The organism is Actinomadura rugatobispora, from assembly GCF_055379765.1.
This window is the reverse complement of sequence record NZ_AP029191.1, coordinates 8,228,632-8,251,591: the sequence shown is the minus strand read 5'-3', so window position 1 is coordinate 8,251,591 and position 22,960 is coordinate 8,228,632. Positions and strand designations below refer to the sequence as shown.

Here is a 22,960-nt window from a genome sequence, read left to right as displayed (position 1 = left end):
CCGGGATGGCGGCGGTGCCATCCGCGGCGCGGCGAACGGGACGACACTATCGTCCGCGAGGGCTGGTTCAGCGCCTCTCGTGCGGCGGGTTGTCGCCGCCCGCGTGGAACGCGCCGGTGGCCGAGTGCTGGACCTGCTGGTGCTGGGCCGGCTCGGGGGGCGGGAAGGTTCCGGGGCCGGTGGGGTTGCCGCCCGCGGCGCCGTTGCGGTTGTCGTGCGGGATGGCCGGCTGCGGACCGGTCGGCGGGCCGCTGGGGCCGACCTGCTGCCCGGCCGGGGCGGCGGGGACGGCGGGGAAGCCTCCGGTCTCGGTGCTTCCGGCCTCCAGGTCGCGCAGCTGCCCCTCGAGGTAGACCTTGAGGCGGCTGCGGTACTCCCGCTCGAACGCGCGCAGGTTGTCGACCTCGCGCTCGAGCTCCTCGCGCTGCTGCACGAGCGAGCCCATGACCTGGCGGTGCCGCTCCTGGGCGTCGCGGTCGAGGGCCTCGGCGCGGGAGCGGGCCTCGCTGACGATCTGGTCGGCCTGCCGGCGGGCCTTGCCGAGGATCTCCTCGGCCTCGCGGCGGGCGCGGCCCAGGGTCTCGTCGGCCTCCCGGCGGGCGTCCGCGATCGCCTGGTCGGCGGTCTGCTGCGCCAGCGCCAGCACGCGCGCCGCGGTGTCCATGTTGTCCTCGCCGGAGGGCGCGGGGGCCATGCCCAGCCCGCCGCCGAGCGCCGGCTCGGGCTCGGGCTGCGGCTGCATCGGCTCGGGCGGCCGGGGCGGCTCGGGGATCTTGGCCACGTCCGGCTTGGGCTCGACGATGGGCGCGGCCATCGCGGGGACCTTGCCGCGCAGGCACTCGGCGAGCTTGGCCCGCAGCTCCTCGTTCTCCTGGATGAGGCGGTCGAGCTCGGCCTCGACCTCGTCGAGGAAGGCGTCCACCTCCTCCTCGTCGTACCCCGGCCTCAGCCTGGTGGTACTGAACTGCTTGTTCCGCACATCGGCGGGTGTCAGCGGCATGTTCGTCTCCTTGGCGCGCTTGGAGTCTGTCCCAAAGGACGGTATCCGATCAGAGCCTCTGCACGAAGATGATCATGACCCAGACCACAAGGATGAGGACAGTGAAGCTGAGGTCCAACGCCACGTTACCCAGACGGATGGGCGGGATGAAACGTCTCAGGAGTTTCAGTGGCGGATCGGTGATGGTGTAGGTGGCCTCGGCGATCACCAGCACCACTCCGGTGGGACGCCATGACCGTGCGAACGACTGCAGGACCTCCAGGATCAGCCTCCCGATCAGGAACAGGAGGAAGATGTAGAGGACGAACGCCAGCACGGTTCCTACGATTGTCACGGAGCCACTCTCACATGTGCCTGTCAGCTTTGGTTGAAGAACCCTCGTTCTGCCATCCGGGCCTTGTCCTCCGCCGTCACCTCGACGTTGGCGGGTGACAGGAGGAACACCTTGTTCGTAACACGCTCTATGCTCCCGTGCAGGCCGAACACCAGACCCGCCGCGAAGTCGACCAGCCTCTTGGCGTCGCTGTCGACCATCTCGGTCAGGTTCATGATGACGGGTGTCCCCTCACGGAAGTGCTCCCCGATGGTCCTTGCCTCGTTGTAGGTCCTTGGGTGCAGCGTAGTGATTCGCGCGAGGTCGGTGGTACCCGACTCGTAGAGCGCCACCGAGCGCCGCTCGGCGGCGGGCGAGGCGTGATGATCGCGTTCCCGGTCCGCGGCATCCTCGGCTCGGGTAAGCTGACCGCCGGATTCCTCCTCGCGGAGCCGACCCTGCCGACCCTGTCCCGGGTCGGTATCGTCGTCGTACGTCTCGTACTCGTCGTAGTCGTACTTGTCGTCGTAGCGGTCGTCCTCCACAAGGCCGAGGTAGACCGCCATCTTGCGCATCGCGCTGGCCATATGCCCTCCGTCGTCCTGTGGCCCCGGCACCGCCGTCGGACTGCTCCATCTGCGTGGTCCGCCGTTTCGGCAGGTACCACTGGGGGGGACATTACCTGACGATTGCCTGTCGGCCGCCGAGCAACGCCGTACCGATCCGCAGGTGTGTCGCGCCACACCCGATCGCGGGCTCCAGATCACCGCTCATACCCGCCGATATGGCATCGGCGCCGGGGTGCGCCTTCCGCAGGTCGGCGGCGATGCCGGCCAGCCGCTCGAAGGCCGGTCGCGGGTCGCCGCCCAGCGGCGCGACCGCCATCACCCCGTCCAGGGTCAGCCCCTCGGCCGCCGCGATCGCGTCGGCCAGCGCGGGCACGTCGGCGGGCGCGACGCCGCCGCGTTCGCCGCGGTCCGGGCCGGGCTCGTCGAGGGAGACCTGGATCATGCAGCGCAGTGTGCGGCCGAGCCGTACGGCCGCGGTCGACAGCGCGGCGGCGAGCCTGGGACGGTCGACCGACTGCACCACATCGGCGTAGGACGCCACCGAGCGCGCCTTGTTGGTCTGCAGCTGCCCCACGAAGTGCCAGGTCAGCGGGAGCCCGGCGGTGGCGGCCGCCTTGGGCGCGGCCTCCTGGTCGCGGTTCTCGGCGACGTCGGTGAGGCCCAGTCCGGCCAGCAGCCGTACGTCGGAGGCCGGGAAGGTCTTGGTGACCGCCACCAGCGTGACCTCGCCGGGGTCGCGCCCGGCCGCGGAGCACGCGGCGGCGATCCGCTCGCGGACTTCGGCGAGGTTGGCCGCCAGCTCCTCGCTCCGCTCCCGGAGACCCTGCCCGGGCCCCTCGCCGGGGACGCGCCCTGGCGGCGCGTCAGGCATCCGCGTACCGCTCGGCACCGCCATCGAGCCAGACATACCCGGCGAACCGCCCAGTGCGGCCCTCACGGCGGTAGGAGAAGAGCTTGGGGGTCTCGATGGTGCAGCGCGGGTCGACCTGGACGTCGGTCACCCCGCATCCGGCGAGCTGCTCGACGATCCCGGCCCGGATGTCCAGGCCGGGCGTGCCCGCCCGGGTGGTGGCGCGGGCGGCGGGGACGGCGGCGGCGACCTCGTCGCGCATGGCGGCGGGCACCTCGTAGCAGCCGCCGCAGGCCGCCGGGCCGATCGCGGCGGAGATCCGGCCGGGCTCGGCGCCCTGCTCCCGCATGCGGGCGACCAGTGCCGGGACGACCCCGAGCGCGGTGCCCGGACGCCCGGAGTGCGCGGCGCCCACCACCCCGGCCACGGAATCGGCGAGCAGCACCGGCGCGCAGTCGGCGACCAGCACCGCCAGCGCCAGCCCGGGGACGGTGGTGACCAGCGCGTCGACCGCGGGGGCGCCGTCCGCCGCCCCGTCGACATCGTCGGGGCCGGTGACGACGCGCACGTCGGCGCCGTGCACCTGCCGCATCCAGACGGTGCGGCCGGGGGCGAGGCCGAGGGCGGTCTCGGCGCGGCTCCGGTTGGCGCGGACCGCGGCCGGGTCGTCGCCGACCGCGCCGCCGAGGTTGAAGGAGTCGTAGGGGCCCTCGCTGACGCCGCCGGCCCGCGCGGTGAACGCGGCGCCGATCCCCTCCGCCAGCGCGACGCGCGTGATCATGCGGTGGCCGCCGGCCGGCACCCTGGGGCCGGGCCCGCCGGCGGGCCCGGCCGTGCCGGGCGTGTGGACGGTCACTTCAGGAAGTCGGGGACGTCGAGGTCGTCGTCCTCGTCGAACACGACGGGACGGCGGCGCTGCCCGGTCGCGGCGGAGCCGCTGTCGGACTCGCCCGCGTGCACGCGGGTGGCCGACTGCTCGGGGTTGCGCGGCGCGGGCAGCCGGAGGCTCTCGTCCGGCTCGTCCGCGGCACCGCCGTCGGCGCCGGTCCCGCGGCCGGCGCCGCCGGAGGCGGCGTCGTCGCCGGCGGGCGCGGCCGGGCCGGCGCCCCCGGAGGCGTCGCCGGCGGCGGCCGGCGCGGCGGGACGCGGCCGCTCGTCGTCGGCCGGGCGGCGCGGCGGCACCGGAACGGGCTGGGACTGCTGCTGGGCGGGCGCCGCGGCGGCCTGCGCGACCGACTGGTGCGGCTGCGAGCCCGCGGACGGCTGGGCCGGGGTGTGCGCGGAGCCGAAGGCGTCCGAACGGCCGACCCGGCTGGGGATCGGGTTGGACGGCGCCGCGGGCGGCGGCGGGGTGGGGCGCGGCGGCGGTGGATGCCGTCTGTCCCGCTCCGGCTCCGGGGCCGGCCTAGTAGGGCGTGCCTCGTCGAAGCCCGCCGCGATCACCGTCACCCGGACCTCGTCGCCGAGCGCGTCGTCGATGACCGCGCCGAAGATGATGTTCGCGTCGGGGGCGGCCGCGTTGGAGACCAGCTGGGCGGCCTCGTTGATCTCGAACAGCCCCAGGTCGGAACCGCCGGAGATGGACAGCAGCACGCCGTGGGCGCCGTCGATGCTGGCCTCCAGCAGCGGGCTGGAGATCGCCATCTCGGCGGCCGCGACCGAGCGGTCGTCGCCGCGCGCCGAGCCGATGCCCATCAGCGCCGAGCCCGCCCCGGACATGACCGACTTGACGTCGGCGAAGTCCAGGTTGATGAGGCCGGGGGTGGTGATCAGGTCGGTGATGCCCTGGACACCGGACAGCAGCACCTGGTCGGCCGCCTTGAAGGCGTCCAGCACGCTGACCTGCCGGTCGGAGATCGACAGCAGCCGGTCGTTGGGGATGACGATGAGGGTGTCGACCTCGTCGCGCAGCGTCTCGATGCCGGCCTCGGCCTGCATGGCGCGGCGCTTGCCCTCGAAGCTGAACGGGCGGGTGACCACGCCGATGGTCAGCGCGCCGAGCGAGCGGGCCACGTTGGCCACCACCGGCGCGCCGCCGGTGCCCGTGCCACCGCCCTCGCCCGCGGTGACGAACACCATGTCGGCGCCCTTGAGGACCTCCTCGATCTCCTCCCGGTGGTCCTCGGCGGCCTTGCGGCCGACGTCGGGGTTGGCCCCGGCGCCCAGGCCCCGGGTGAGCTCGCGGCCCACGTCGAGCTTCACGTCGGCGTCACTCATCAGCAGCGCCTGAGCGTCGGTGTTGATCGCGATGAATTCGACGCCCTTGAGACCCTCTTCGATCATCCGGTTGACGGCGTTGACGCCGCCGCCGCCGATGCCGACGACCTTGATGACCGCGAGGTAGTTCTGCGGTGCTGCCACGACGAGGGGCCTTTCCGCTCGCTCTATCCGGCCGGCCGGCCCGGTCCGCGGCCCGGTCGGCCGCGGCGTGTCCGCCGCGGCGCCGGTGCCGTGCCCGGTACCCGGTGCCGGCCGTCTGGTGTGTTGTCTGGATGTCTGTGTCTGTTCGGGACGGGCCGGGGTGATCGGCGCCACCCCAAACCCTCACCCTCAACTTGAGGCTTACAGTTATGTCAACCTGAGGACTGATACGGACAGTAGGGCGGGCTTACCGCCAGGGTCAACTAACCTCGCGCCAACGGAACCGGCGTGTCGCACACAGCACCAGATGCCCGGGTTGGTGACGACCACCGCCGATTCACCTCCCGACCGGTCCGTCCGCCGCTACCGCCGTTCCAGCGTGCCCCATCGCGCGTCCGGAAGCGCCGCGACACACGCACCGGAACGGAGTCCCTGCGACCTACCCCGCATCGGCTGCCCCACACGTCCCGGAAAGATCGGATTGATCACCTTGGCCGGCCCGGCCGGTCAGCGCGTGGTGACGACCTCCGGGGAACTGACGTCGATCGTCCGCGCGTACCTCCCCGCGGCGGACTTCTGCAGCGCGTCCACGAGCCGGACCTTCTCCGCGGAGCGCTCGGCGGGGCCCCACACCACCGTCCGGCCGCCCGACATCCGCAGCGTCACCGACTCCGGCGACGGCGCCTCCACGCCCCACACCCGCGCGCTCAGCCGCTCCGGCAGGTCCTCCAGCACCCGCAGCGCCGCCAGCGTCGCGGCGTCGGTCGGGCCGGGCGAGGCCGACGACAGCGCCGGCATCCCCTGCGGGCGGGACGGGCCGTCGGCCACCGCCACCCCGTGCCGGTCGAGCTGGTAGTACCGCCCGGCGCGCTCCACCGCCGCGACCGGCACCCGCTCGCGCACCACGATCCGGACCGTCGCGGGCCAGTGCCGCTCCACCGTGGCCGACTCCACCTCGCGGAGACGCTCCAGGCGCGCCTTGACGCCGCCGGTGCCCAGCCGCGCCATCGGCAGCCCCAGCCGGATCCCGGCGGTCGCCACGATCCGGTCGCGCGGCGCCAGCGCGGTGCCGGTCACCTCCACGTTCCGCACGACCAGCAGGCGCGAGCCCAGCAGCACCCAGGCGACCGTGCCCAGCAGGCCCAGCACCAGCAGCGTGACGCACGCCGCCTTCCACCGGCCGGCACGCCGGTCGCGGGCCGCGGGCTCGGGAGTGCTGCTGCGTTGACGCGTCCCCGCCTCGGTCATGACCACAGCTTGACAGTGATCGGCGCCCAAACCCGGGACCCCACGCCGGGCCGCCCGGGATCACGCCCGCGCGAGCGGGCCGCGCCCGGACGCGGCTCAGGCGCCGGCGCGGGCGGCCAGCAGGCCGAGGATCTCCGGGCCGAGCCGGGTCACGTCGCCCGCGCCCAGCGTGATGACCACGTCGCCGGGAACGGCCAGGCGGGTCGCGGTCGCGGCCGCCTCGTCCCATTCCGGCACGTACTCCCAGGCGGTGCCGTCCGGGACGCGCTCGGCCACCAGCAGCCCGGTCACCCCGGGCTCGGGGTCCTCCCGGGCACCGTAGACGTCCAGGACCACCGCGACGTCGGCCAGCCCGAGCGCCGCGCCGAACTCGGCCGCGAAGAACCGGGTGCGGCTGTAGAGATGCGGCTGGAACACCGCCACGATCCGCCCGGCGGGCCCTCCCGCCGCGGCCTTCTGCTCCACGTAGTCGCGGGTGGCCGACAGGTCGGCGGTGAGCTCGGTGGGATGGTGGGCGTAGCTGTCGAACACCTCGACGCCCGCCGCCTCGCCCTTGGGCTCCAGCCGGCGCATGGCCCCGCGGAACTCCGCCAGGCCCTCGACCACCGCCCGCTCGTCCATGCCGAGGGCGCGCGCCACCGCGACCACCGCCGCCGCGTTCAGCGCGTTGTGCCGCCCCGGGACGCCCAGCCGCACCTCGCCCACGCCGCCGAGGTCGAACCGGGAGCCCAGCCCGCGCGGCGTGAACCCGTCCACCCGCAGGTCGGCGCCCGGCGCCTCCCCGTAGGTCAGCACGGCCAGCCCGCGCCCGCGGGCCAGGTCCGCCAGCTCCATCGCCACCGGGTCGTCGGCGCCCGCCACCAGCGTCCCGCCCGGCTCGACCCGGTCGACGAAACGGGCGAAGTTCTCCTTCACCTTCTCGAAGCCGCCGTAGTTGTCCAGATGGTCGGCCTCGACGTTGGTGACGACCGCGATCGCCGGCGAGTACATCAGGAACGAGCCGTCGCTCTCGTCGGCCTCGGCGACGAACACCTCGCCCGTGCCCTCGTCCGCGCCGAGCCCGGTGGTGACCAGCTGCCCGCCGATGCAGTACGACGGGTCGGCCCCCGCGTGCTGCAGCGCGACGGTCAGCATCGAGGTGGTCGTGGTCTTGCCGTGCGTGCCCGCCACCGCGACCGCGCGCCGCCCCGCCATCAGCGCCGCCAGCGCCTCCGACCGGTGCAGCACGCGCAGCCCGCGCTCGCGCGCCGCCACCAGCTCCGGGTTGGTGTCGCGGATCGCGGTGGACACCACGACGGTGTCGGCGTCCCCCAGGTACGCGGCGTCGTGGCCGACGAAGACCTTGGCGCCCAGATCGCCCAGCTGGGCCAGCAGCTCGGAGTCCCGGGCGTCGCTGCCGGAGACGGCGATGCCGCGCTTGAGCATGATCCGCGCGATGCCGGACATGCCGGCGCCGCCGATCGCGATGAAATGGACCCTGCCCAGCTCCCCCGCCGGCACGACCTCACCTGGACTGATCAGACTCATCGGCCGGCTCGCGTCCCCTCGCTCTTGCCGTCCCCCGCTCGCCTCCGCGGCGCCATGTGGCGCCGCCTTCCCTCCTCGCTCGTCCCTCGCTCGTCAGTCCAGGCGACGCCGCGCCCCTCCGGCTCGCTCACTGGCGTCCCCCGCGGACGACCTCGTACACCATCTGCGCCAGCAGCGCGTCGGCGTCCCGGCGGCCCATCCGCCCGGCCGCCTCCGACATGGCCGCGACCCGCGCCGGGTCGGCCAGCACCGGCAGCAGGTTGCCCGCGATCCACTCCGGCGTCAGCTCGGCGTCGTCGACCAGCAGCCCGCCGCCGCCCGCCACGATCGGCTCGGCGTTGAGCCGCTGCTCGCCGTTGCCGATCGGCAGCGGCACGTACGCCGCGGGCAGCGCCACCGCCGCCAGCTCGGCGCACGTCATCGCGCCCGCCCGGCACATCGCCATGTCGGCGGCGGCGTAGGCCAGGTCCATCCGGTCGCAGTACGGGATCGTCACGTACTGCGGGCCGCCGGGAATCTGCTCGGGCTCCTCGGTGTTCTTGGGGCCGACGATGTGCAGCACCTGGATGCCGGCCTGCCGGAACGCGGGCGCGGTGGCGACCGCGGCGCGGTTCAGCGAGCGCGCCCCCTGCGACCCGCCGAAGATCAGCAGCGTGGGCAGGTCGGGCAGCAGCCCGAAGTAGGAGCGGGCCTTGTCGCCCATCGCCAGCCGGTCCAGCGTGGCGATCTCGCGGCGCAGCGGGATCCCGACGAACCGCGCGTTCGGCAGCGGCGAGTCGCCGTGCGAGACCGCGACGTGGTCGGTGAAGCGGGCGCCGAGCTTGTTGGCCAGCCCGGGCTTGGGGTTGGCCTCGTGCACGATGATCGGCACCTTGCGCTTGCGCGCCGCCAGGTACCCGGGAGTGGCCACGTAGCCGCCGAACCCGACCAGGACGTCGGCCTGCGCCTGGTCCAGGACGGACGCCGCCGCGTTGATCGCCCCGCGCAGCCGGCCGGGGACGGTCAGCAGCTGCGGGGTCAGGGTGCGGGGCAGCGGCACGGGCGGGATCAGGGCGAGCTCGTAGCCCCGCTGCGGGACCAGCCGGGTCTCCAGGCCCCGCTCGGTGCCGAGGCAGGTGATCCCCACGTTGGGATCGTTGCGTCGCAGCGCGTCGGCCAAAGCCAGGGCGGGCTCGATGTGTCCGGCGGTGCCGCCGCCGGCCAGGACAACCCTCATGCTCGTTGACAACTCCTCAGCATGTTCGTATGGCGGTGCCGCAGGCCCCGCCTCCCGCGCCGCGTTCCCGCGGACGAACGGTCGCCGGGCCGATCGGCACCCCCGGTGTGGGGACTCAGCGCCGTGCCAGGCCCAGCCAGCTTAGGGCCCGCGGGACCGGTCCGGGACCCCGCGCGGCCAGCGCCTGGCGCGCCCCGGGCTCGCGTTTGGCGAAGGCCAGCAGCATGCCGAGCGCGATCAGGGTGGGGATCAGCGCCGACCCCCCGTAGGAGACCAGCGGCAGCGGGATCCCCGTGATGGGGAGCACGCCGATCACCGCCCCGATGTTCACGATCGCCTGCACCACCAGCCAGGCCGTGGCGCCGGCCGCCGCCAGCCGGGTGAACGGGTCCTTGACGCGCCTGGCGATCCGCAGGCCCGCGTAGGCCAGCAGCCCGAACAGGCTGAGCACCACGAGCGTACCCACCAGTCCGAACTCCTCTCCGACGATCGCGAAGATGAAGTCGGTCTCCGCGTGCGGGAGGAAGTCCCACTTGGCCCGTCCCTCGCCCAGGCCGGTGCCGAACCAGCCGCCGGAGGCGACCGCGTACAGGCCCTGTGTTCCCTGGTAGCGGGCGCCGAGCGGGTCGCCGGACTGGTCCAGGAACCCGGTGAGCCGCTGCATCCGGTACGGCTCGACGACGATGAGGATCGCCACCAGCAGGCACACCAGCCCGGCCATGCCGACGAACAGCCGGCCGGGGGCGCCCACGACCCACAGCAGCGCCAGGAAGATGGTCAGCAGAATCAGCGTCGTGCCCAGGTCGTCGCCGAGCATCACCAGCAGCACCAGCAGCCCGGCCCCGGGCAGCAGCGGCACCAGCAGCGGTTTCCACTCGGTGAGCTGGCCCAGGCGCTCCTTGCGGGCGAGCAGGTCGGCGCCCCACAGCACCAGCCCCAGCTTCGCGGGCTCGGACGGCTGGATCTGGACCGCGCCCAGGTCGATCCAGCGGGTGGCGCCGCCGGCCGTGCGGCCCAGGCCGGGGACCAGCACCAGCATCAGCGCCACCACCGACAGCAGCAGCAGCGGGTAGGCCAGCGCCCGGAACGTCCGGACCGGGAGGCGCGAGGCCAGCCACATGCCCGGCAGCCCGATCGCCACCCAGATCGCCTGCTTCTGGAACAGCGTGTACGCCGAGCCGGTCTCCTGGATCTGCTTGACCAGGGACGCCGACAGGACCATCGTCAGCCCCAGCGTCAGCAGCATCACCGAGCAGCCCAGCACCAGGTAGTACGAGGTCAGCGGGCGGTCGAGGAGGCCGACCGCGGCGGCGACCCGCTCGCGGGGGCCGGACCGTCCGGCGGGCTCGGCCTCGGACGGCAGCGCGGTGCCCACGCCGTCAGCCGGGCTGCTCGCCGGGGAGGGCGGCGCCGGGCAGGCGCCGTACCGAGGCGATGAACGCGTCGCCGCGCGCCGGGTAGTTGGCGAACATGTCGAAGGAGGCCCCGACCGGGGCCAGCAGCACGGTGTCGCCCGGACGGGCCAGGGCGGCGGCTTCGTTCACGACGCGGTCCATCGCCCCAGTGTCGGTGTCGGCGACGTCGACGACCGGAATATCGGGCGCGTGTCGCGCGAGTGCCTCGGCGATCCGGGCCCGGTCGCGTCCCATCAGCACGACGCCGCGCAGCCGCGGGGCGCAGGAGCGGACCAGGTCGTCGACCTCCAGGCCCTTCAGCAGCCCCCCGGCGATCCACACGATGGACTCGTAGGCCGCCAGCGAAGCCGCCGCCGCGTGCGGCTGGGTCGCCTTGGAGTCGTTGATGTAGGTGACCCCGCCGGCGTCGGCGACGTGCTGGATGCGGTGCGGGTCGGGCACGAAGGCGCGCAGGCCCTCCCGTACGGCCTCCGGCGGCACGCCGTAGGCGCGGGCGAGGGCGGCCGCCGCCAGCGCGTTGGCGACGTTGTGGGGCGCGAACGGCCGCACGTCGCCCAGCGCGGCCAGCTCCGCCGCCTCCCGCTCGGGGTCGGCGGTGAACGCCCGGTCGACCAGCAGCTCGTCCACGACGCCCAGGAGGCCGGGGCCGGGGACCTCCAGGGTGAACCCGGCCCGCCGCCGCCCGGCGCCGGCGGCCAGGCCGCTGGAGCCGGGGTCGTCGGCGTTGTAGACGGCCGTGCCGCACCGCTGGAAGATCTTGGCCTTGGCGGCGGCGTACTCCTCCATGGAGCCGTGCCAGTCGAGGTGGTCGGGCGCCAGGTTCAGGACGGCCGAGGCGATCGGGGCCAGGGAACTCGACCAGTGCAACTGGTAGCTGGACAGCTCCACCGCCAACACGCGGCGTTTTCTCCGACCCCCTGAAGGGGGCCCGCCCCCAACCTCGTGTTTCTCCAGGACGGCCTCGACGATCGGCGTGCCGACGTTGCCGACCGCCAGCGCGTCGTGCCCGGCGGCCTGCAGCATGCACGCCAGCATCCGCACGACCGTGGTCTTGCCGTCGGTGCCGGTGATCGCCAGCCACGGCGCCGCGCCCTCGGGACGCAGCCGCCAGGCCAGCTCCACCTCGCCGTACACCTCGATCCCGGCGGCCGCGGCGGCGCGCGGCAGCGGCGCGTCCGGCCGCCAGCCCGGGGAGATCACCACCAGCTCGGTGCCGCCGGGCAGGGTGTCGCCGTCGCCGAGCCGGACGGTGATCGACCCGCCGCCGTCCGGGAGCCCGCGCGCGTGCTCCTCCAGCGCGGCGGCGTGCGCGCGCTGCTCGTCGCCGTCGCGGCCCTCCACGACGGTGACGCGGGCGCCCCGCTCGGCCAGGACCCGGGCCGCCGCCCGTCCCGACACCCCCGCGCCGGCCACGCACACCGCGCGGCCGGCCCACTCCCCCCCGGTCGAACTCAACTCTTCGGCATCCATTCCAGGTAGAAGAGGCCGAGGCCGATCGCGGTGAACAGCGCCGACATCAGCCAGAAGCGGACGACGATGGTGGTCTCGGCCCAGCCCGACAGCTCGAAGTGGTGCTGCAGCGGGGCCATCTTGAAGACCCGTTTCTTGGTCAGCTTGAACCCGCCGACCTGGATCATCACCGACAGGGTGATCATCACGATCAGGCCGCACAGGATGGCCAGCAGGAACTGGGTGCGGGTGAGGATGGCCAGCCCGACCAGCACGCCGCCCAGCGCCAGCGAGCCGGTGTCGCCCATGAAGATCTTCGCGGGCGGGGCGTTCCACCACAGGAACCCGAACACGCCGCCCAGCACCGCCGCCGCGACCACCGCCAGGTCGAGCGGGTCGCGGACGCTGTAGCAGTTGGGCGCCAGCGCGAAGTCGTAGCAGCTGTTGCGCAGCTGCCAGTTGCCGATGATCACGTAGGCGGCCAGCACCATGCCGGCCGGGCCCGCCGCCAGGCCGTCCAGCCCGTCGGTCAGGTTCACGCCGTTGGACATCGCCGCGATCAGCAGCAGCGCCCACACCACGAACAGGTACGGGCCGATCGAGGGGCCGAAGTCGCGGAGGAAGGACAGGTGCGGGGAGGCGGGGGTGATGTCGTAGCCGTTGGGGAAGTTCAGCGACGCGACCGCGAAGACCACGCCGACCAGGATGATGCCGATCATCTTGGCGCCGCTGCGCAGGCCCAGGCTGCGCTGCTTGAACACCTTGATGTAGTCGTCGACGAACCCGACCAGGCCGAGCCCGGTCATCAGGAACAGCACCAGCATTCCCGACACCGTCGGCATCGTGCCGTCGAACAGGTGCGCGCCGACGTAGCCGACCAGCGACCCCACGATGAAGACCGTGCCGCCCATGGTGGGGGTGCCGCGCTTGCCGTGGTGGCCGGAGGGGCCCTCCTCCCGGATCATCTGGCCGTAGCCCAGCCGGTTGACGATCCGGATCCACACCGGGGTGCCGACCATGCCGAAGATCATGGCGATCCCGGCCGCGATGATGATGTTGGTCACGCGCGCTCACCCGTTCCGCCCGGGCGCGCCAGGAGCGCCTCGGCGACCCGTTCCATCCCGGCGACGCGAGAGCCCTTCACCAGTACGACGTCCCGCGGCCGCAGCCGCCCGCTGAGCGCGGTCACCGCCGCGCCGACGTCATCCACCTGTACGCACTCTCCCGTCCATGACGCCACCTGGTCGGCCCCTTCGGCCATCGGCGCGGCGTTCGCGCCGACGACCACGAGGCCGGCGATGCCGCTGCGCGCGACATGCTGCCCGATCTTGGCATGTTCCGCCACAGAGCCGGTGCCCAGTTCGGCCATCTCGCCCAGGACGGCGAACGCGCGCCCGCCCCGGGCCATGTGGGCCAGCACGTCGACCGCGGCGCGGGTCGACTCGGGATTGGCGTTGTAGGCGTCGTTGATCACCGTGACGCCGTCGGGGCGCTCGGTGACCTCCATCCGCCACCGGCTGGCCGGGCGGGCCCGCGACAGCGCGTCGGCGACGGTGGCGGCGTCCAGGCCCGCGGCGCGTCCCACGGCGGCGGCGGCGAGCGCGTTGGCGACCGCGTGCGCGCCGTGCAGCCCCAGTTCCACCGGGGCCGTGCCCTCGGGCGTGACCAGGGTGAACCGGGGGCGGCCCGCCTCGTCGAGCTCCTCGTCGGCCGCCCGGACGGTCGCGCCCGGGGACCGGCCGAAGGTCACCACCTCGGCCTCGGTGCGCGCCGCCATGGCCGCGACGAGCGGGTCGTCGGCGTTGAGGATCGCGGTGCCGCCGGCCGGCACGGCCTCGGCCAGCTCGCCCTTGGCCTTGGCGATGCCCTCGCGGCCGCCGAACTCGCCGATGTGCGCGGTGCCGACGTTCAGGACCACGCCGATGTCGGGACGGGCGATCCCGGCGAGGTAGGCGATGTGACCGACCCCACGCGCGCCCATCTCCAGCACCAGGTGCCGGGTGCCCTCGTCGGCGCGCAGCACGGTCAGCGGCAGCCCGATCTCGTTGTTGAACGACCCGGGCGGCGCGATCGTGGGCCCGGCCCGCTCGACGACCTGGGCGATGAGGTCCTTGGTGGAGGTCTTGCCGGACGACCCGGTGATGCCGATGACGGTGGCCTGGGGCAGCCTGGCCAGCACGCCGCGGGCCAGCCGGCCGAGGGCCTGCTGGACGTCGTCGACGATCACGGCCGGGCCGCCCACCGGGCGTTCGGCCAGCACGGCCGCGGCTCCGGCCTCGTAGGCGGCGGCGGCGAAGTCGTGCCCGTCGGCGCGCTCGCCGCGGAAGGCGGCGAACAGCGCCCCGGGCCCGGCCTGCCGGGAGTCGATGACCACCGGGCCGCTCACCAGGGGGTCGCCCGGCCCGGGGTTCCCCGGCCCGGGGTTCCCCGGGGCGGGGTCGCCCGGCGCGGGATCGCCCGGCGGGTCGCCCGGCGCGGGGTCGTGCGCGGCCGGGCCGTCCGGTGCGCCGGGGCCGCCGGGCGGGGACGCGCCCGCCAGGGCGCCGCCCGTCAGCTCCGCGATCGTCGACAGCGGAAGTGGGATCACGCCTGCGTCCCGTCCCCTCTCACGTCCTGTCCCGCACGGGCGGCGCGGCGCAGCAGCGCCGCCCGGACGACCTCGCGGTCGTCGAAGGGGCGCATCTCGCCCGCCGCGTACTGGCCCTGCTCGTGCCCCTTGCCGGCGACGACGACCACGTCGCCGCGCCGGGCCCTGCCGATCGCCAGCTCGATCGCCGCGGCGCGGTCGGGCTCCAGCACGATGTGCGCCCGGTGCGGCTGCGGCACCTTCAGCCCGCCCTCGACCATAGCGGCCAAGATCGCCAGCGGATCCTCGGACCTCGGGTTGTCGTTGGTGAAGTAGGCCAGGTCGGCCAGCCGGGCCGCGGCCTCGCCCATCAGCGGCCGCTTGCCCCGGTCGCGGTCGCCGCCGCAGCCCAGCACCACCGCCAGCCGGCCCTCGGTGACCGGCCGCAGCGCCGTCAGCACCGCCTCGACCGCGCCCGGCTTGTGGGAGTAGTCGACCAGCGTGACGAAGTCCTGGCCCTCGTCGACGCGCTCCAGCCGGCCCGGCACGCCCGGCAGCGCGGCCACGCCGTGCACCGCGGTCTGCAGCGGGATCCCGGCCTCCACCAGCGCCACGATCGCCGCCAGCGCGTTGGCGACGTTGAACGGCCCGGCGAGCTGGACGGCCGCGTCGGCCTCCACGCCGCCCGGCCCCACCACCCGGAACACGCTGCCGTCGGAGCCGGTGCGCACGTCCTCGGCCCGCCAGTCGGCCGACGGGTCGCCGCCCGCCGAGTAGGTGGTCAGCGGCACGGTCGCGATCGCGGTCAGCTCCCGGCCGTAGTGGTCGTCGACGTTGACCACGCCGACGCGGGAGTACTCCGGCGTGAACAGCCGGGCCTTGGCGGCGAAGTAGTCCTGCATCGTCGGGTGGTAGTCGAGGTGGTCCTGGGAGAGGTTGGTGAAGACGGCGACCTCGTACACGGCGCCGCCGACCCGGCCCTGCTCCAGGGCGTGGCTGGAGACCTCCATCGCCGCCGCGCCCACCCCGCGCTCGCGCATCATCGCGAAGATCGCGTGCAGGTCGGTGGACTCGGGGGTGGTCAGCGCGCTGGGCAGCCGGGCGTCCTGGATGCGCATCTCCACGGTGCCGACCACCGCGGTCTCCACCCCGGCGGCGCGCAGGCCCGCCTCCAGCAGGTAGACGGTGGTGGTCTTGCCGCTGGTGCCGGTCACCCCGATCAGGGTCAGGTCGCCGGCGGGCTCGCCGTACACCCAGGCGGCGGCCCGGCCGAGGAGGGCCCGCGGGTCGTCGACGACGAGGACCGGGAGCCCGGTCGCCCCGGCCCGCTCGCGCCCGGCGGGGTCGGTCAGGACCGCCGCCGCGCCCGCCTCGGCGGCCTGCGCGGCGAACTGGGCGCCGTGGGCGCGGGCGCCGGGCAGCGCCGCGTACAGGTCGCCCGGCAGCACGGCCCGCGAGTCGTGGGTGATGCCGGTGACCGCGACCCCGGCGAGATCCCCGCCGCCGGCGCCGAGCAGCGCCGCGAGCCCGGAGAGCGGACGGGCCGGGTTGGTGTTCGGGCGCATGGCGTTTCTTCCGGTACGGGTCGAAGGGGCCGGCGGGGCCGCCGGCCGGGACACAGGTGCTGGGCTCACGGCGAGAGAGAGTACTCGCTGCGCTCAGTCGCGGGCGTAGATCTTGGTGATCGGCGGTTTGCTCCCCGTCGGCGGGATCTTGCGGGTCTGCAGCGCGAAGCTCATCACGTCCTTGAAGACGGGAGCCGCCACATCGCCACCATAGTGGCTTCCCTTCCGCGGACCCTGCAGCACCACCTGGACGACCAGCTGGGGGTCGTCGGCGGGCGCGAACCCGGCGAAGGAGGCCGTGTAGCCGCTGCCGTCGTAGCAGCCGCAGCGCGGGTTGACGATCTCGGCGGTTCCGGTCTTCCCGGCCACCCGGTAGCCGGGGATCTTGGCCTTGGGCGCGGTGCCGTCGCGGGAGGTGACCCCCTCCAGCATGTCGCGGATCTCGCGGGCGGTGCCGGGGCTGACCACCCGCCGGCTCGCGGGGCGCGCCGCGGGGGTCAGCGCCCCGTCCTCGCCCGTCGTGCCCTCGATCAGGGTCGGCGGCACCCGCGTCCCGCCGTTGGCGATGGTGGCGTACACGCTGGCCATCTGCAGCGCGTTCACCGAGACCGTCTGCCCGAACGCGATCGGGTAGCGGTCGGTGCCCGACCAGCGCTCGGGCGGCAGCAGCTGCCCGGCGGTCTCGCCGGGCAGGCCGACGCCGGTCTTCTCGCCGAACCCGAAGGCGCGCAGGAACTGGTAGAGGGTCTGCTGCGTGATCCGCTCGCTGGCCAGGATGGTGCCCACGTTGCTGGAGGTGGCCAGCACCCCGCCGAAGGTGAGCCGCTGGGTGGGGTGCCGGTGCGAGTCGCGGAACGTCCGGTCGTAGCGCTTGAGCCGGTCGGGCACGGTGAACACCGTCTCCGGCGTCACCCCGCCCTTCTCCATGACCGCCGCCGCGGTGAGGACCTTGCCGGTCGAGCCGGGCTCGTAGGCCTCCTGGACGATCGGGCTGCCCCACCTGCTGGGGTGGGAGTCGTTGTAGTCGTTGGGGTCGTAGCCGGGCGCGGAGGCCATGGCCAGCAGCCTGCCGTCGCGCGGGTCCATGACGACGACGCTGCCGCTGCGCGCGCCGGTCGCCTTGACCTGCTGCTCGATGGCCCGCTGCGCCTGGTACTGGATGTCGCGCATCAGCGTGAGGCGGACCCCGCGGCCGGGAACCGGTGGCCGCTTCTGGTCCTCTCCCATCGGGATGTGCTGGCCCTCGGGGCTGATCTCGACGCGCTGCCAGCCGCTGCGGCCGGCCAGCTGCGAGTTCATCGCGTACTCCAGGCCGGTGGCGCCCTTCCCTTCGGCGTTCACGAACCCTATGACGCCCGCGGCCAGGGAGTCGTTCGGATACTGCCGCCGGTACTCCGGCAGCGTGCCGATGCCCAGGAACTTGTACCCGGTCACCAGCCGGGCCTGGTCGGGGCGGACGCCGTGCGCGAGGTACTCGAACCGGCTGCCGGGCCTGCTGATGGTCTTCATCACGGACGCCGGGTCGAGCCCCAGGGTCGGGGCCAGCGCGTTGACGATCGCCTGCCGCTTCTCCGGCTTGATGATGTACGGGTCGGCGAAGATCGCGCGGGCCTCGACGGTCATGGCCAGCGGGTTGCCCTGCGCGTCGGTGATGTCGCCGCGGCCGGCGGGCAGGTCGATCTCCTGCAGCCGCTGCTTGATCGCCAGCTCGCTGTAGGAGCCGGACTCGATGGTCTGGAGCTGCACCAGCCGCCCGGCGAACAGCGACAGCACGAACGCCACCACCAGCAGGCCGACGTTGAGCCGCTTGATCGGGTCGCGCCGGTGGAACGGGACGCGGGGGCGCGGCGGCCTGCGACCGGGCGGCCCGCCGCCCGGGCCCCTCCGGCGCTTGGGCCGTTTCGGGCGCTTCGGGCCGTCCGCGCGGGTGCGGCGCGGGGCGGGCGGCCCCGGGTCGGCGAGCGCCGCGCGGCCGGACGCGCCGCCGGCCCGGCCCCGCTTCGGCCCGCCCGGGGCCTTGGCCGCGCCGGTGGCGCCTCTGCCCGTTCTGCCCGCCGAAGTCTTGGAGGTCTTGCTCGCGGAGGTCTTGCCCGCGGGAGTCTTGCCCGCCGGGGTCTTGCCCGCCGGGGTCTTGCTCGCGGTCGTCTTGCTCGCGGGAGTCTTGCCCGCGGCGCTCTTCGCGCCCGCGCCCTTCCCGCCCGAGCCGCGGACGGGCGCCTTCTCGTCGGAACGCCGCCTGGCCTGGGCGCTCTTCTTGTCCCCCGCGGCCTTCCCGCCCCCGGACGCGGCAGCACCCTTGCGGGCCGGCCTCCGGGGGCCGGAGCCGCTCGGCGACCGCGGCGGATCGCCCGTCCTGCGCCCGGACGCGCGCGCCGCGCCCGGGCCGCTCCTGCCGTCGCCGGAGTCGTCGTCGCCCCCCTGGCCCCGGGACGGCCGTCCCTTGGCGCCGCGCCCACGGCCGGGCGGCTGTCCCGCCCCGCGTCCCGGCCCCGCCGTCACCCTGTCCCCCGCTCCGTCCCGGTCCGGCCGCCGATCACGGCGTACCGGCCCCCGTTCCCGTGCCGGCGCGCTCGCCCGCCGTAGCGCCGGGCGCCGTGCCCGTCGTCGTCCGCGGCGCGCCCGCGCCGCCGTTCGTGCCGCCGTTCGCGCCGCCGTTCGCGCCGCCGTTCGCGCCGGCGGTGCCGTGCGGGCGGACGGGCTCGGTGCTCATCGCGGGCAGGCCGTCGCCGGGCACCAGGGCGCCCGGGATCCCGACGACCCCGGCCGCGCCCGCGACCGCCGCGGAGGCGTGCGGCACCGGACGCACCGTGCCGCCGATCGGCTGCCCGGTGTCGCCGTCGATGAACGCCAGCCGCGTCGGCCGCTGCATGCCCAGCGCCTCGGCCTTCTGCGCGAGGCGCTCCGGCGACCCCTCGCGGGCGATCTCCTCCTGGAGCGCCTCCTGCTGCTGGCCGAGCAGCTTGTTGCTCTGCTGGAGGCGGGTCAGCGTGAAGGCGTCCTCGGCGAGCACGGTGTTGAGCAGCAGCAGGCTCACCAGGGCACCGCCCATGAGCCCGCAGATCAGCAGCACGAACGGGGTGCGCGGCGGCGCGGCCGGCCGTGCGGCGCGCCGCTCGGGCTCGGCCCTGGCCGCGGTCTCGGCCCGCGCCCCGCCCTTGGCCGGCGCCTTCGTCCTGGACGCGACCGTGCTCGCCGCCTTCACCGCGGCGTCGGCCGACCCCCCGGACCGGCCCTCGGTCGTCCCCTTGGACGGGCTCTTGGACGGGCCCTTCGCCGGAGCCTTCGCCGGGGCCTTGGCCGCCTTCGGCCCCCGCCCCCCGGGTCTGCCACGGCCCGGGGCCTGCGGTTCGGGCGCCGTCGTGGTACCGGGACGCTGCGCGCCCTCGGCCCCCTCGGCGGGGCGCGTGCGGCCCCCGCGGTCGCGGCGGGCCCGGCCCGGGGCCGGTGGCGTGGCGCCCGGCGGGCGCCTGGTCGTGGTCGTCATGTCGCCTCCCGGAGCCGCTCGGCGGCGCGCAGCCGCACCGATCCGGCCCGTGGGTTGGTCGTGGTCTCCTCGCCGGAGGGCAGCTCGGCGCCGCGGGTGAGCAGCCGGAAACGCGGCCGGTGCTCGGGCAGCGGGACGGGCAGCCCCGGCGGGGTGGTGTCGGCCGCCTCGGCGGCGAGGACCCGCTTGGTGATGCGGTCTTCCAGGGAGTGGTAGGACAGCACCACGATCCGGCCGCCGACCGGCAGCGCGCCGAGCGCGGCGGGCAGCGCCCGCCGCCAGATGTCCAGTTCCCCGTTCACTTCGATGCGCAGCGCCTGGAAGGTGCGCTTGGCCGGGTTGCCGCCGGTGCGGCGGGTGGCGGCGGGGATCGAGGTGCGCACCAGGTCGGCCAGCCGCCGGGTCGACTCCAGCGGCTCCTTCGCGCGCTCGCGGACGATCGCGGCGGCGATCCGCTGGGCGAACCGCTCCTCCCCGTACTCGCGCAGGATGCGGGCCAGCTCGGCGGGCGGGTAGGTGTTGACCACCTCGGCCGCCGTCAGGCTCTGGGTGCGGTCCATCCGCATGTCCAGCGGGGCGTCGTAGGAATAGGCGAAGCCGCGCTCCGCCTCGTCCAGCTGGGGCGAGGAGACCCCGAGGTCGAACAGGGCCGCGTCGACGCCCGGCAGCCCGATCCGGTCGAGCACGGCGGGCAGCTCGTCGTAGACGGCGTGCTCGAGCCGCACCCGGTCGCCGAAGCGCGCCAGCCTGCGGGCGGAGCGCTCCAGGGCGGTGGGATCGCGGTCGAGGCCCACCAGGCGCAGGCCGGGATGGGCCTCCAGCATGGCCTCGGCGTGGCCGCCCAGGCCGAGGGTGGCGTCGAGGTAGACGGGCGCGCGGCCGGTGACCTGCACCGCGGGCGCGAGCAGTTCCAGAACGCGACCGAGCATGACCGGTACGTGACCGGCCTCGGCAGCGTGGTCCCCCACGTCCATGCTCACACCCCCTTGTGCTGCCACTACGCTCGCGGACTGCGTGGCATCGTCGGGCCGGAAGCCCCCAGGGCACGGACGCGATCGGCAAGGCTCGGCCGAGCCCCGATCGAAAGGTGCCCCCCGGCGGGCCTCGCCCGGCCAGGTCCCCATCCGCTGCCCGTGAGGAAGATCACCGCGTCACCGCGGGGGGTCGCCGTCTGGCGCCGGGGAAGCTGCGCCAGCTGGCCGGAGAGCGGCTGGAGACCTGGCCGAACGTGGGCCAGTGCCGGTCATCGGACCGACGAGTGAAAGTTCACAGGATCCCGGGCAACACCTCCTCCGAGACATCGGCGAAGGCCTCTTCCTCCTGCTCGAGGTAGGCCTCCCAGGCCGCGGTGTCCCAGATCTCCAGGCGCGTGTTGGCCCCGATGACGGTGCAGTCGCGGGTCAGGCCCGCGTATGTGCGCAACGGCGGCGGGATGGTGACGCGTCCCTGTTTGTCGGGGACCTCGTCGGAGGCGCTGGCGAAGAACACCCGGCTGTAGGCCCGGACGGCCTTCTCGGTGACCGGCGCCGTACGAAGCGCCTCGGTGATGCGCTGGAACTCTGCCATGGGGAAGACGTACAGGCAGCGTTCCTGGCCCTTCGTGATCACCAATCCCCCCGACAGCTCCTCGCGATACTTCGCCGGCAGGAACAGTCGTCCCTTGTCGTCGAGGCGCGGGCCATGGGTGCCAAGAAACAACGGCCCCCACCTCCCGCACCGTGTGGAGCGCTAACGCCCCCCACGGCGCCCCACTCTACTCCACTCTTCCCCACCGTCAACTACGAAAACATCTCTCGCGCGCCGTAACGCGCCGGAAACCTGCAGGTCAGAGGGGGTGGTGCGGAGTGGGGCGCGCGGGGGGCGCCCCGCGCGCCCCGCTCCTTACCACCTTCCGCCGGGCCGCCCTCCGACGCCCTGTCAAGGAACGGTCAGAGGCCGGCGGGCGCCGGCCGCGTACCGTCGCGCGGAACGCACGGGGCGGGAGCGGGCCGGGGTGGAGCGAAATGGAGCGGCCGGCGGGGCTGTGATGGTCATCCGGGTGGAGCACAATGGCTCACGATCGACATGAACATCGCGACAGCGCGGCCCGACGACGTACTGTCATGGGGACAGGCACTCTCGTGGGGAGCACTGTCATCGTTGGGAGCACTGTCATAGGGACAGGCACATTGACCGGGGCGCGTGAACCAGGACGCAGGGCCATGCCGTACCGGGTCGCTGAGGAGGTCCCGCTCCCGCGGGGAGGCCGGAGGCCCCTGGCGCACCGGCGGCCCGCGGCGGGGCCGGCGACGGGAACGAGCGGCCGTTCGGCTGAGGAGGGTTGCTGGTGGCAGTAGGCACGCACGGTGAGTCGTACATGGAGACCGACTCCGCCGTATCCCCGGACCGCGCCCGCCACGGCGGCTCCGGCGCCGCCCCCGGCCGCGGCGGCTCCGGCCCCGACGGGCCCGGGCTGGAGGGCCTCGCCCAGGTCGCCGGCAAGATCCGGAACGCGGTGGAGTCGGTGATCGAGGGCAAGCCCTCGGCGGTGCGGCTCGCGCTGACGGTCCTGCTGGCCGAGGGGCATCTGCTCATCGAGGACGTGCCCGGGGTGGGCAAGACGATGCTGGCCAAGGCGCTGGCCCGGTCGATCGACTGCTCGGTGCGCCGCGTCCAGTTCACCCCCGACCTGCTGCCCAGCGACATCACCGGCGTCAGCGCCTACAACCAGGAGCTGCGCGAGTTCGAGTTCAAGCCGGGCCCGGTCTTCGCCAACATCGTGGTCGGCGACGAGATCAACCGCGCCTCCCCCAAGACGCAGTCGGCGCTGCTGGAGTGCATGGAGGAGCGGCAGGTCACCGTCGACGGCACCACCTACCCGCTGGAGCGCCCGTTCATGGTGATCTCCACGCAGAACCCGGTGGAGATGGAGGGCACCTACCCGCTGCCCGAGGCCCAGCGCGACCGGTTCACCGCCCGCATCTCGATGGGCTACCCCGACCCGGCCGCCGAGCTGGAGATGCTGGACGTGCACGGGCAGTCCTCGCCGCTGGACCGGCTGCGCCCGGTGGCGCACGCCGGCGACGTGCGGGAGCTGATCGAGGTCGTGCGGCGCCAGCATGTGGCGGCGCCGGTCCGGCAGTACGCCATCGACCTGGTCACCGCCACCCGCAGCCACCCCGACCTGCGGCTGGGCGCCTCGCCGCGGGCGACGCTGCACCTGGTGCGGGCGGCCCGCGCGTTCGCGGCGCTCGACGAGCGCGACTACGTGCTGCCCGACGACGTGCAGGAGCTGGCGGTGCCGGTGCTGGCGCACCGGCTGCTGCCGACGGCGGAGGCGCAGGTCGACCGGCGGCGGCCCGAGCACGTGGTGGCCGAGCTGGTCAACCGGCTGCCGGTGCCCGCGCCCAGGACGTGA

General features: G+C 74.5%; 19 protein-coding genes. 1 reads left to right on the top strand and 18 read right to left on the bottom strand.

Annotation, left to right across the window (positions count from 1 at the left end; all coding sequences use genetic code 11):
* Positions 1-67 precede the first annotated feature (67 nt).
* From ACZ466_RS37070 to mraZ, 18 genes are all read right to left on the bottom strand, one after another.
* Positions 68-1,000 (bottom strand): DivIVA domain-containing protein, encoded by a 933-nt coding sequence (locus ACZ466_RS37070; RefSeq protein WP_378287043.1) that lies wholly within the window; start codon positions 998-1,000, stop codon positions 68-70.
* Positions 1,001-1,049: 49 nt separating this feature from the next.
* Complete coding sequence (locus tag ACZ466_RS37065) at positions 1,050-1,334, bottom strand: YggT family protein (RefSeq protein WP_378287044.1); 285 nt, start codon at positions 1,332-1,334, stop codon at positions 1,050-1,052.
* 23 nt (positions 1,335-1,357) lie between these two features.
* Positions 1,358-1,900 (bottom strand): cell division protein SepF, encoded by a 543-nt coding sequence (locus ACZ466_RS37060; RefSeq protein WP_378287045.1) that lies wholly within the window; start codon positions 1,898-1,900, stop codon positions 1,358-1,360.
* A gap of 91 nt (positions 1,901-1,991) precedes the next feature.
* Positions 1,992-2,753, bottom strand: a complete 762-nt coding sequence (locus tag ACZ466_RS37055; RefSeq protein WP_378287046.1) for a YggS family pyridoxal phosphate-dependent enzyme — start codon at positions 2,751-2,753, stop codon at positions 1,992-1,994.
* Entirely contained in the window at positions 2,746-3,513 is a 768-nt protein-coding gene (pgeF, locus tag ACZ466_RS37050) for a peptidoglycan editing factor PgeF (protein ID WP_378287049.1), read from the bottom strand. Before pgeF ends, ACZ466_RS37055 begins: the two co-directional genes overlap by 8 nt.
* 71 nt (positions 3,514-3,584) lie before the next feature.
* Entirely contained in the window at positions 3,585-5,093 is a 1,509-nt protein-coding gene (ftsZ, locus tag ACZ466_RS37045; protein WP_464041830.1) for a cell division protein FtsZ, read from the bottom strand.
* Positions 5,094-5,600: 507 nt separating this feature from the next.
* Positions 5,601-6,341 (bottom strand): cell division protein FtsQ/DivIB, encoded by a 741-nt coding sequence (locus ACZ466_RS37040; protein WP_378292845.1) that lies wholly within the window; start codon positions 6,339-6,341, stop codon positions 5,601-5,603.
* Positions 6,342-6,437: 96 nt separating this feature from the next.
* A complete protein-coding gene (gene murC, locus ACZ466_RS37035) occupies positions 6,438-7,868 on the bottom strand; it encodes a UDP-N-acetylmuramate--L-alanine ligase (protein ID WP_378292843.1) in 1,431 nt (476 codons plus the stop codon).
* Positions 7,869-7,995: 127 nt separating this feature from the next.
* Positions 7,996-9,084, bottom strand: coding sequence for an undecaprenyldiphospho-muramoylpentapeptide beta-N-acetylglucosaminyltransferase (gene murG / locus ACZ466_RS37030; protein WP_378292841.1), 1,089 nt, complete (start codon positions 9,082-9,084; stop codon positions 7,996-7,998).
* Positions 9,085-9,199: 115 nt separating this feature from the next.
* Complete coding sequence (gene ftsW, locus ACZ466_RS37025; RefSeq protein WP_378292839.1) at positions 9,200-10,459, bottom strand: putative lipid II flippase FtsW; 1,260 nt, start codon at positions 10,457-10,459, stop codon at positions 9,200-9,202.
* Between the two features lie 4 nt (positions 10,460-10,463).
* Entirely contained in the window at positions 10,464-11,969 is a 1,506-nt protein-coding gene (murD, locus tag ACZ466_RS37020; protein WP_378292837.1) for a UDP-N-acetylmuramoyl-L-alanine--D-glutamate ligase, read from the bottom strand.
* Entirely contained in the window at positions 11,951-13,012 is a 1,062-nt protein-coding gene (gene mraY / locus ACZ466_RS37015) for a phospho-N-acetylmuramoyl-pentapeptide-transferase (RefSeq protein ID WP_378292835.1), read from the bottom strand. The genes murD and mraY overlap by 19 nt, the downstream gene beginning before the upstream one ends.
* A complete protein-coding gene (locus tag ACZ466_RS37010; RefSeq protein ID WP_378292833.1) occupies positions 13,009-14,535 on the bottom strand; it encodes a UDP-N-acetylmuramoyl-tripeptide--D-alanyl-D-alanine ligase in 1,527 nt (508 codons plus the stop codon). The genes mraY and ACZ466_RS37010 overlap by 4 nt, the downstream gene beginning before the upstream one ends.
* Positions 14,532-16,079, bottom strand: coding sequence for a UDP-N-acetylmuramoyl-L-alanyl-D-glutamate--2,6-diaminopimelate ligase (locus ACZ466_RS37005; protein ID WP_378292832.1), 1,548 nt, complete (start codon positions 16,077-16,079; stop codon positions 14,532-14,534). Before ACZ466_RS37005 ends, ACZ466_RS37010 begins: the two co-directional genes overlap by 4 nt.
* 93 nt (positions 16,080-16,172) lie before the next feature.
* Complete coding sequence (locus ACZ466_RS37000) at positions 16,173-17,891, bottom strand: peptidoglycan D,D-transpeptidase FtsI family protein (RefSeq protein ID WP_464044037.1); 1,719 nt, start codon at positions 17,889-17,891, stop codon at positions 16,173-16,175.
* A gap of 721 nt (positions 17,892-18,612) precedes the next feature.
* On the bottom strand, positions 18,613-19,563 hold the full coding sequence (ftsL, locus tag ACZ466_RS36995) for a cell division protein FtsL (RefSeq protein ID WP_378286278.1): 951 nt from the start codon (positions 19,561-19,563) through the stop codon (positions 18,613-18,615).
* Positions 19,560-20,537, bottom strand: coding sequence for a 16S rRNA (cytosine(1402)-N(4))-methyltransferase RsmH (gene rsmH / locus ACZ466_RS36990; protein ID WP_378286277.1), 978 nt, complete (start codon positions 20,535-20,537; stop codon positions 19,560-19,562). Before rsmH ends, ftsL begins: the two co-directional genes overlap by 4 nt.
* Positions 20,538-20,829: 292 nt before the next feature.
* Positions 20,830-21,261, bottom strand: a complete 432-nt coding sequence (gene mraZ, locus ACZ466_RS36985) for a division/cell wall cluster transcriptional repressor MraZ (RefSeq protein WP_378286276.1) — start codon at positions 21,259-21,261, stop codon at positions 20,830-20,832.
* A gap of 628 nt (positions 21,262-21,889) precedes the next feature.
* Here mraZ and ACZ466_RS36980 point away from each other — a divergent pair.
* Positions 21,890-22,960, top strand: coding sequence for an AAA family ATPase (locus ACZ466_RS36980; RefSeq protein WP_378286275.1), 1,071 nt, complete (start codon positions 21,890-21,892; stop codon positions 22,958-22,960).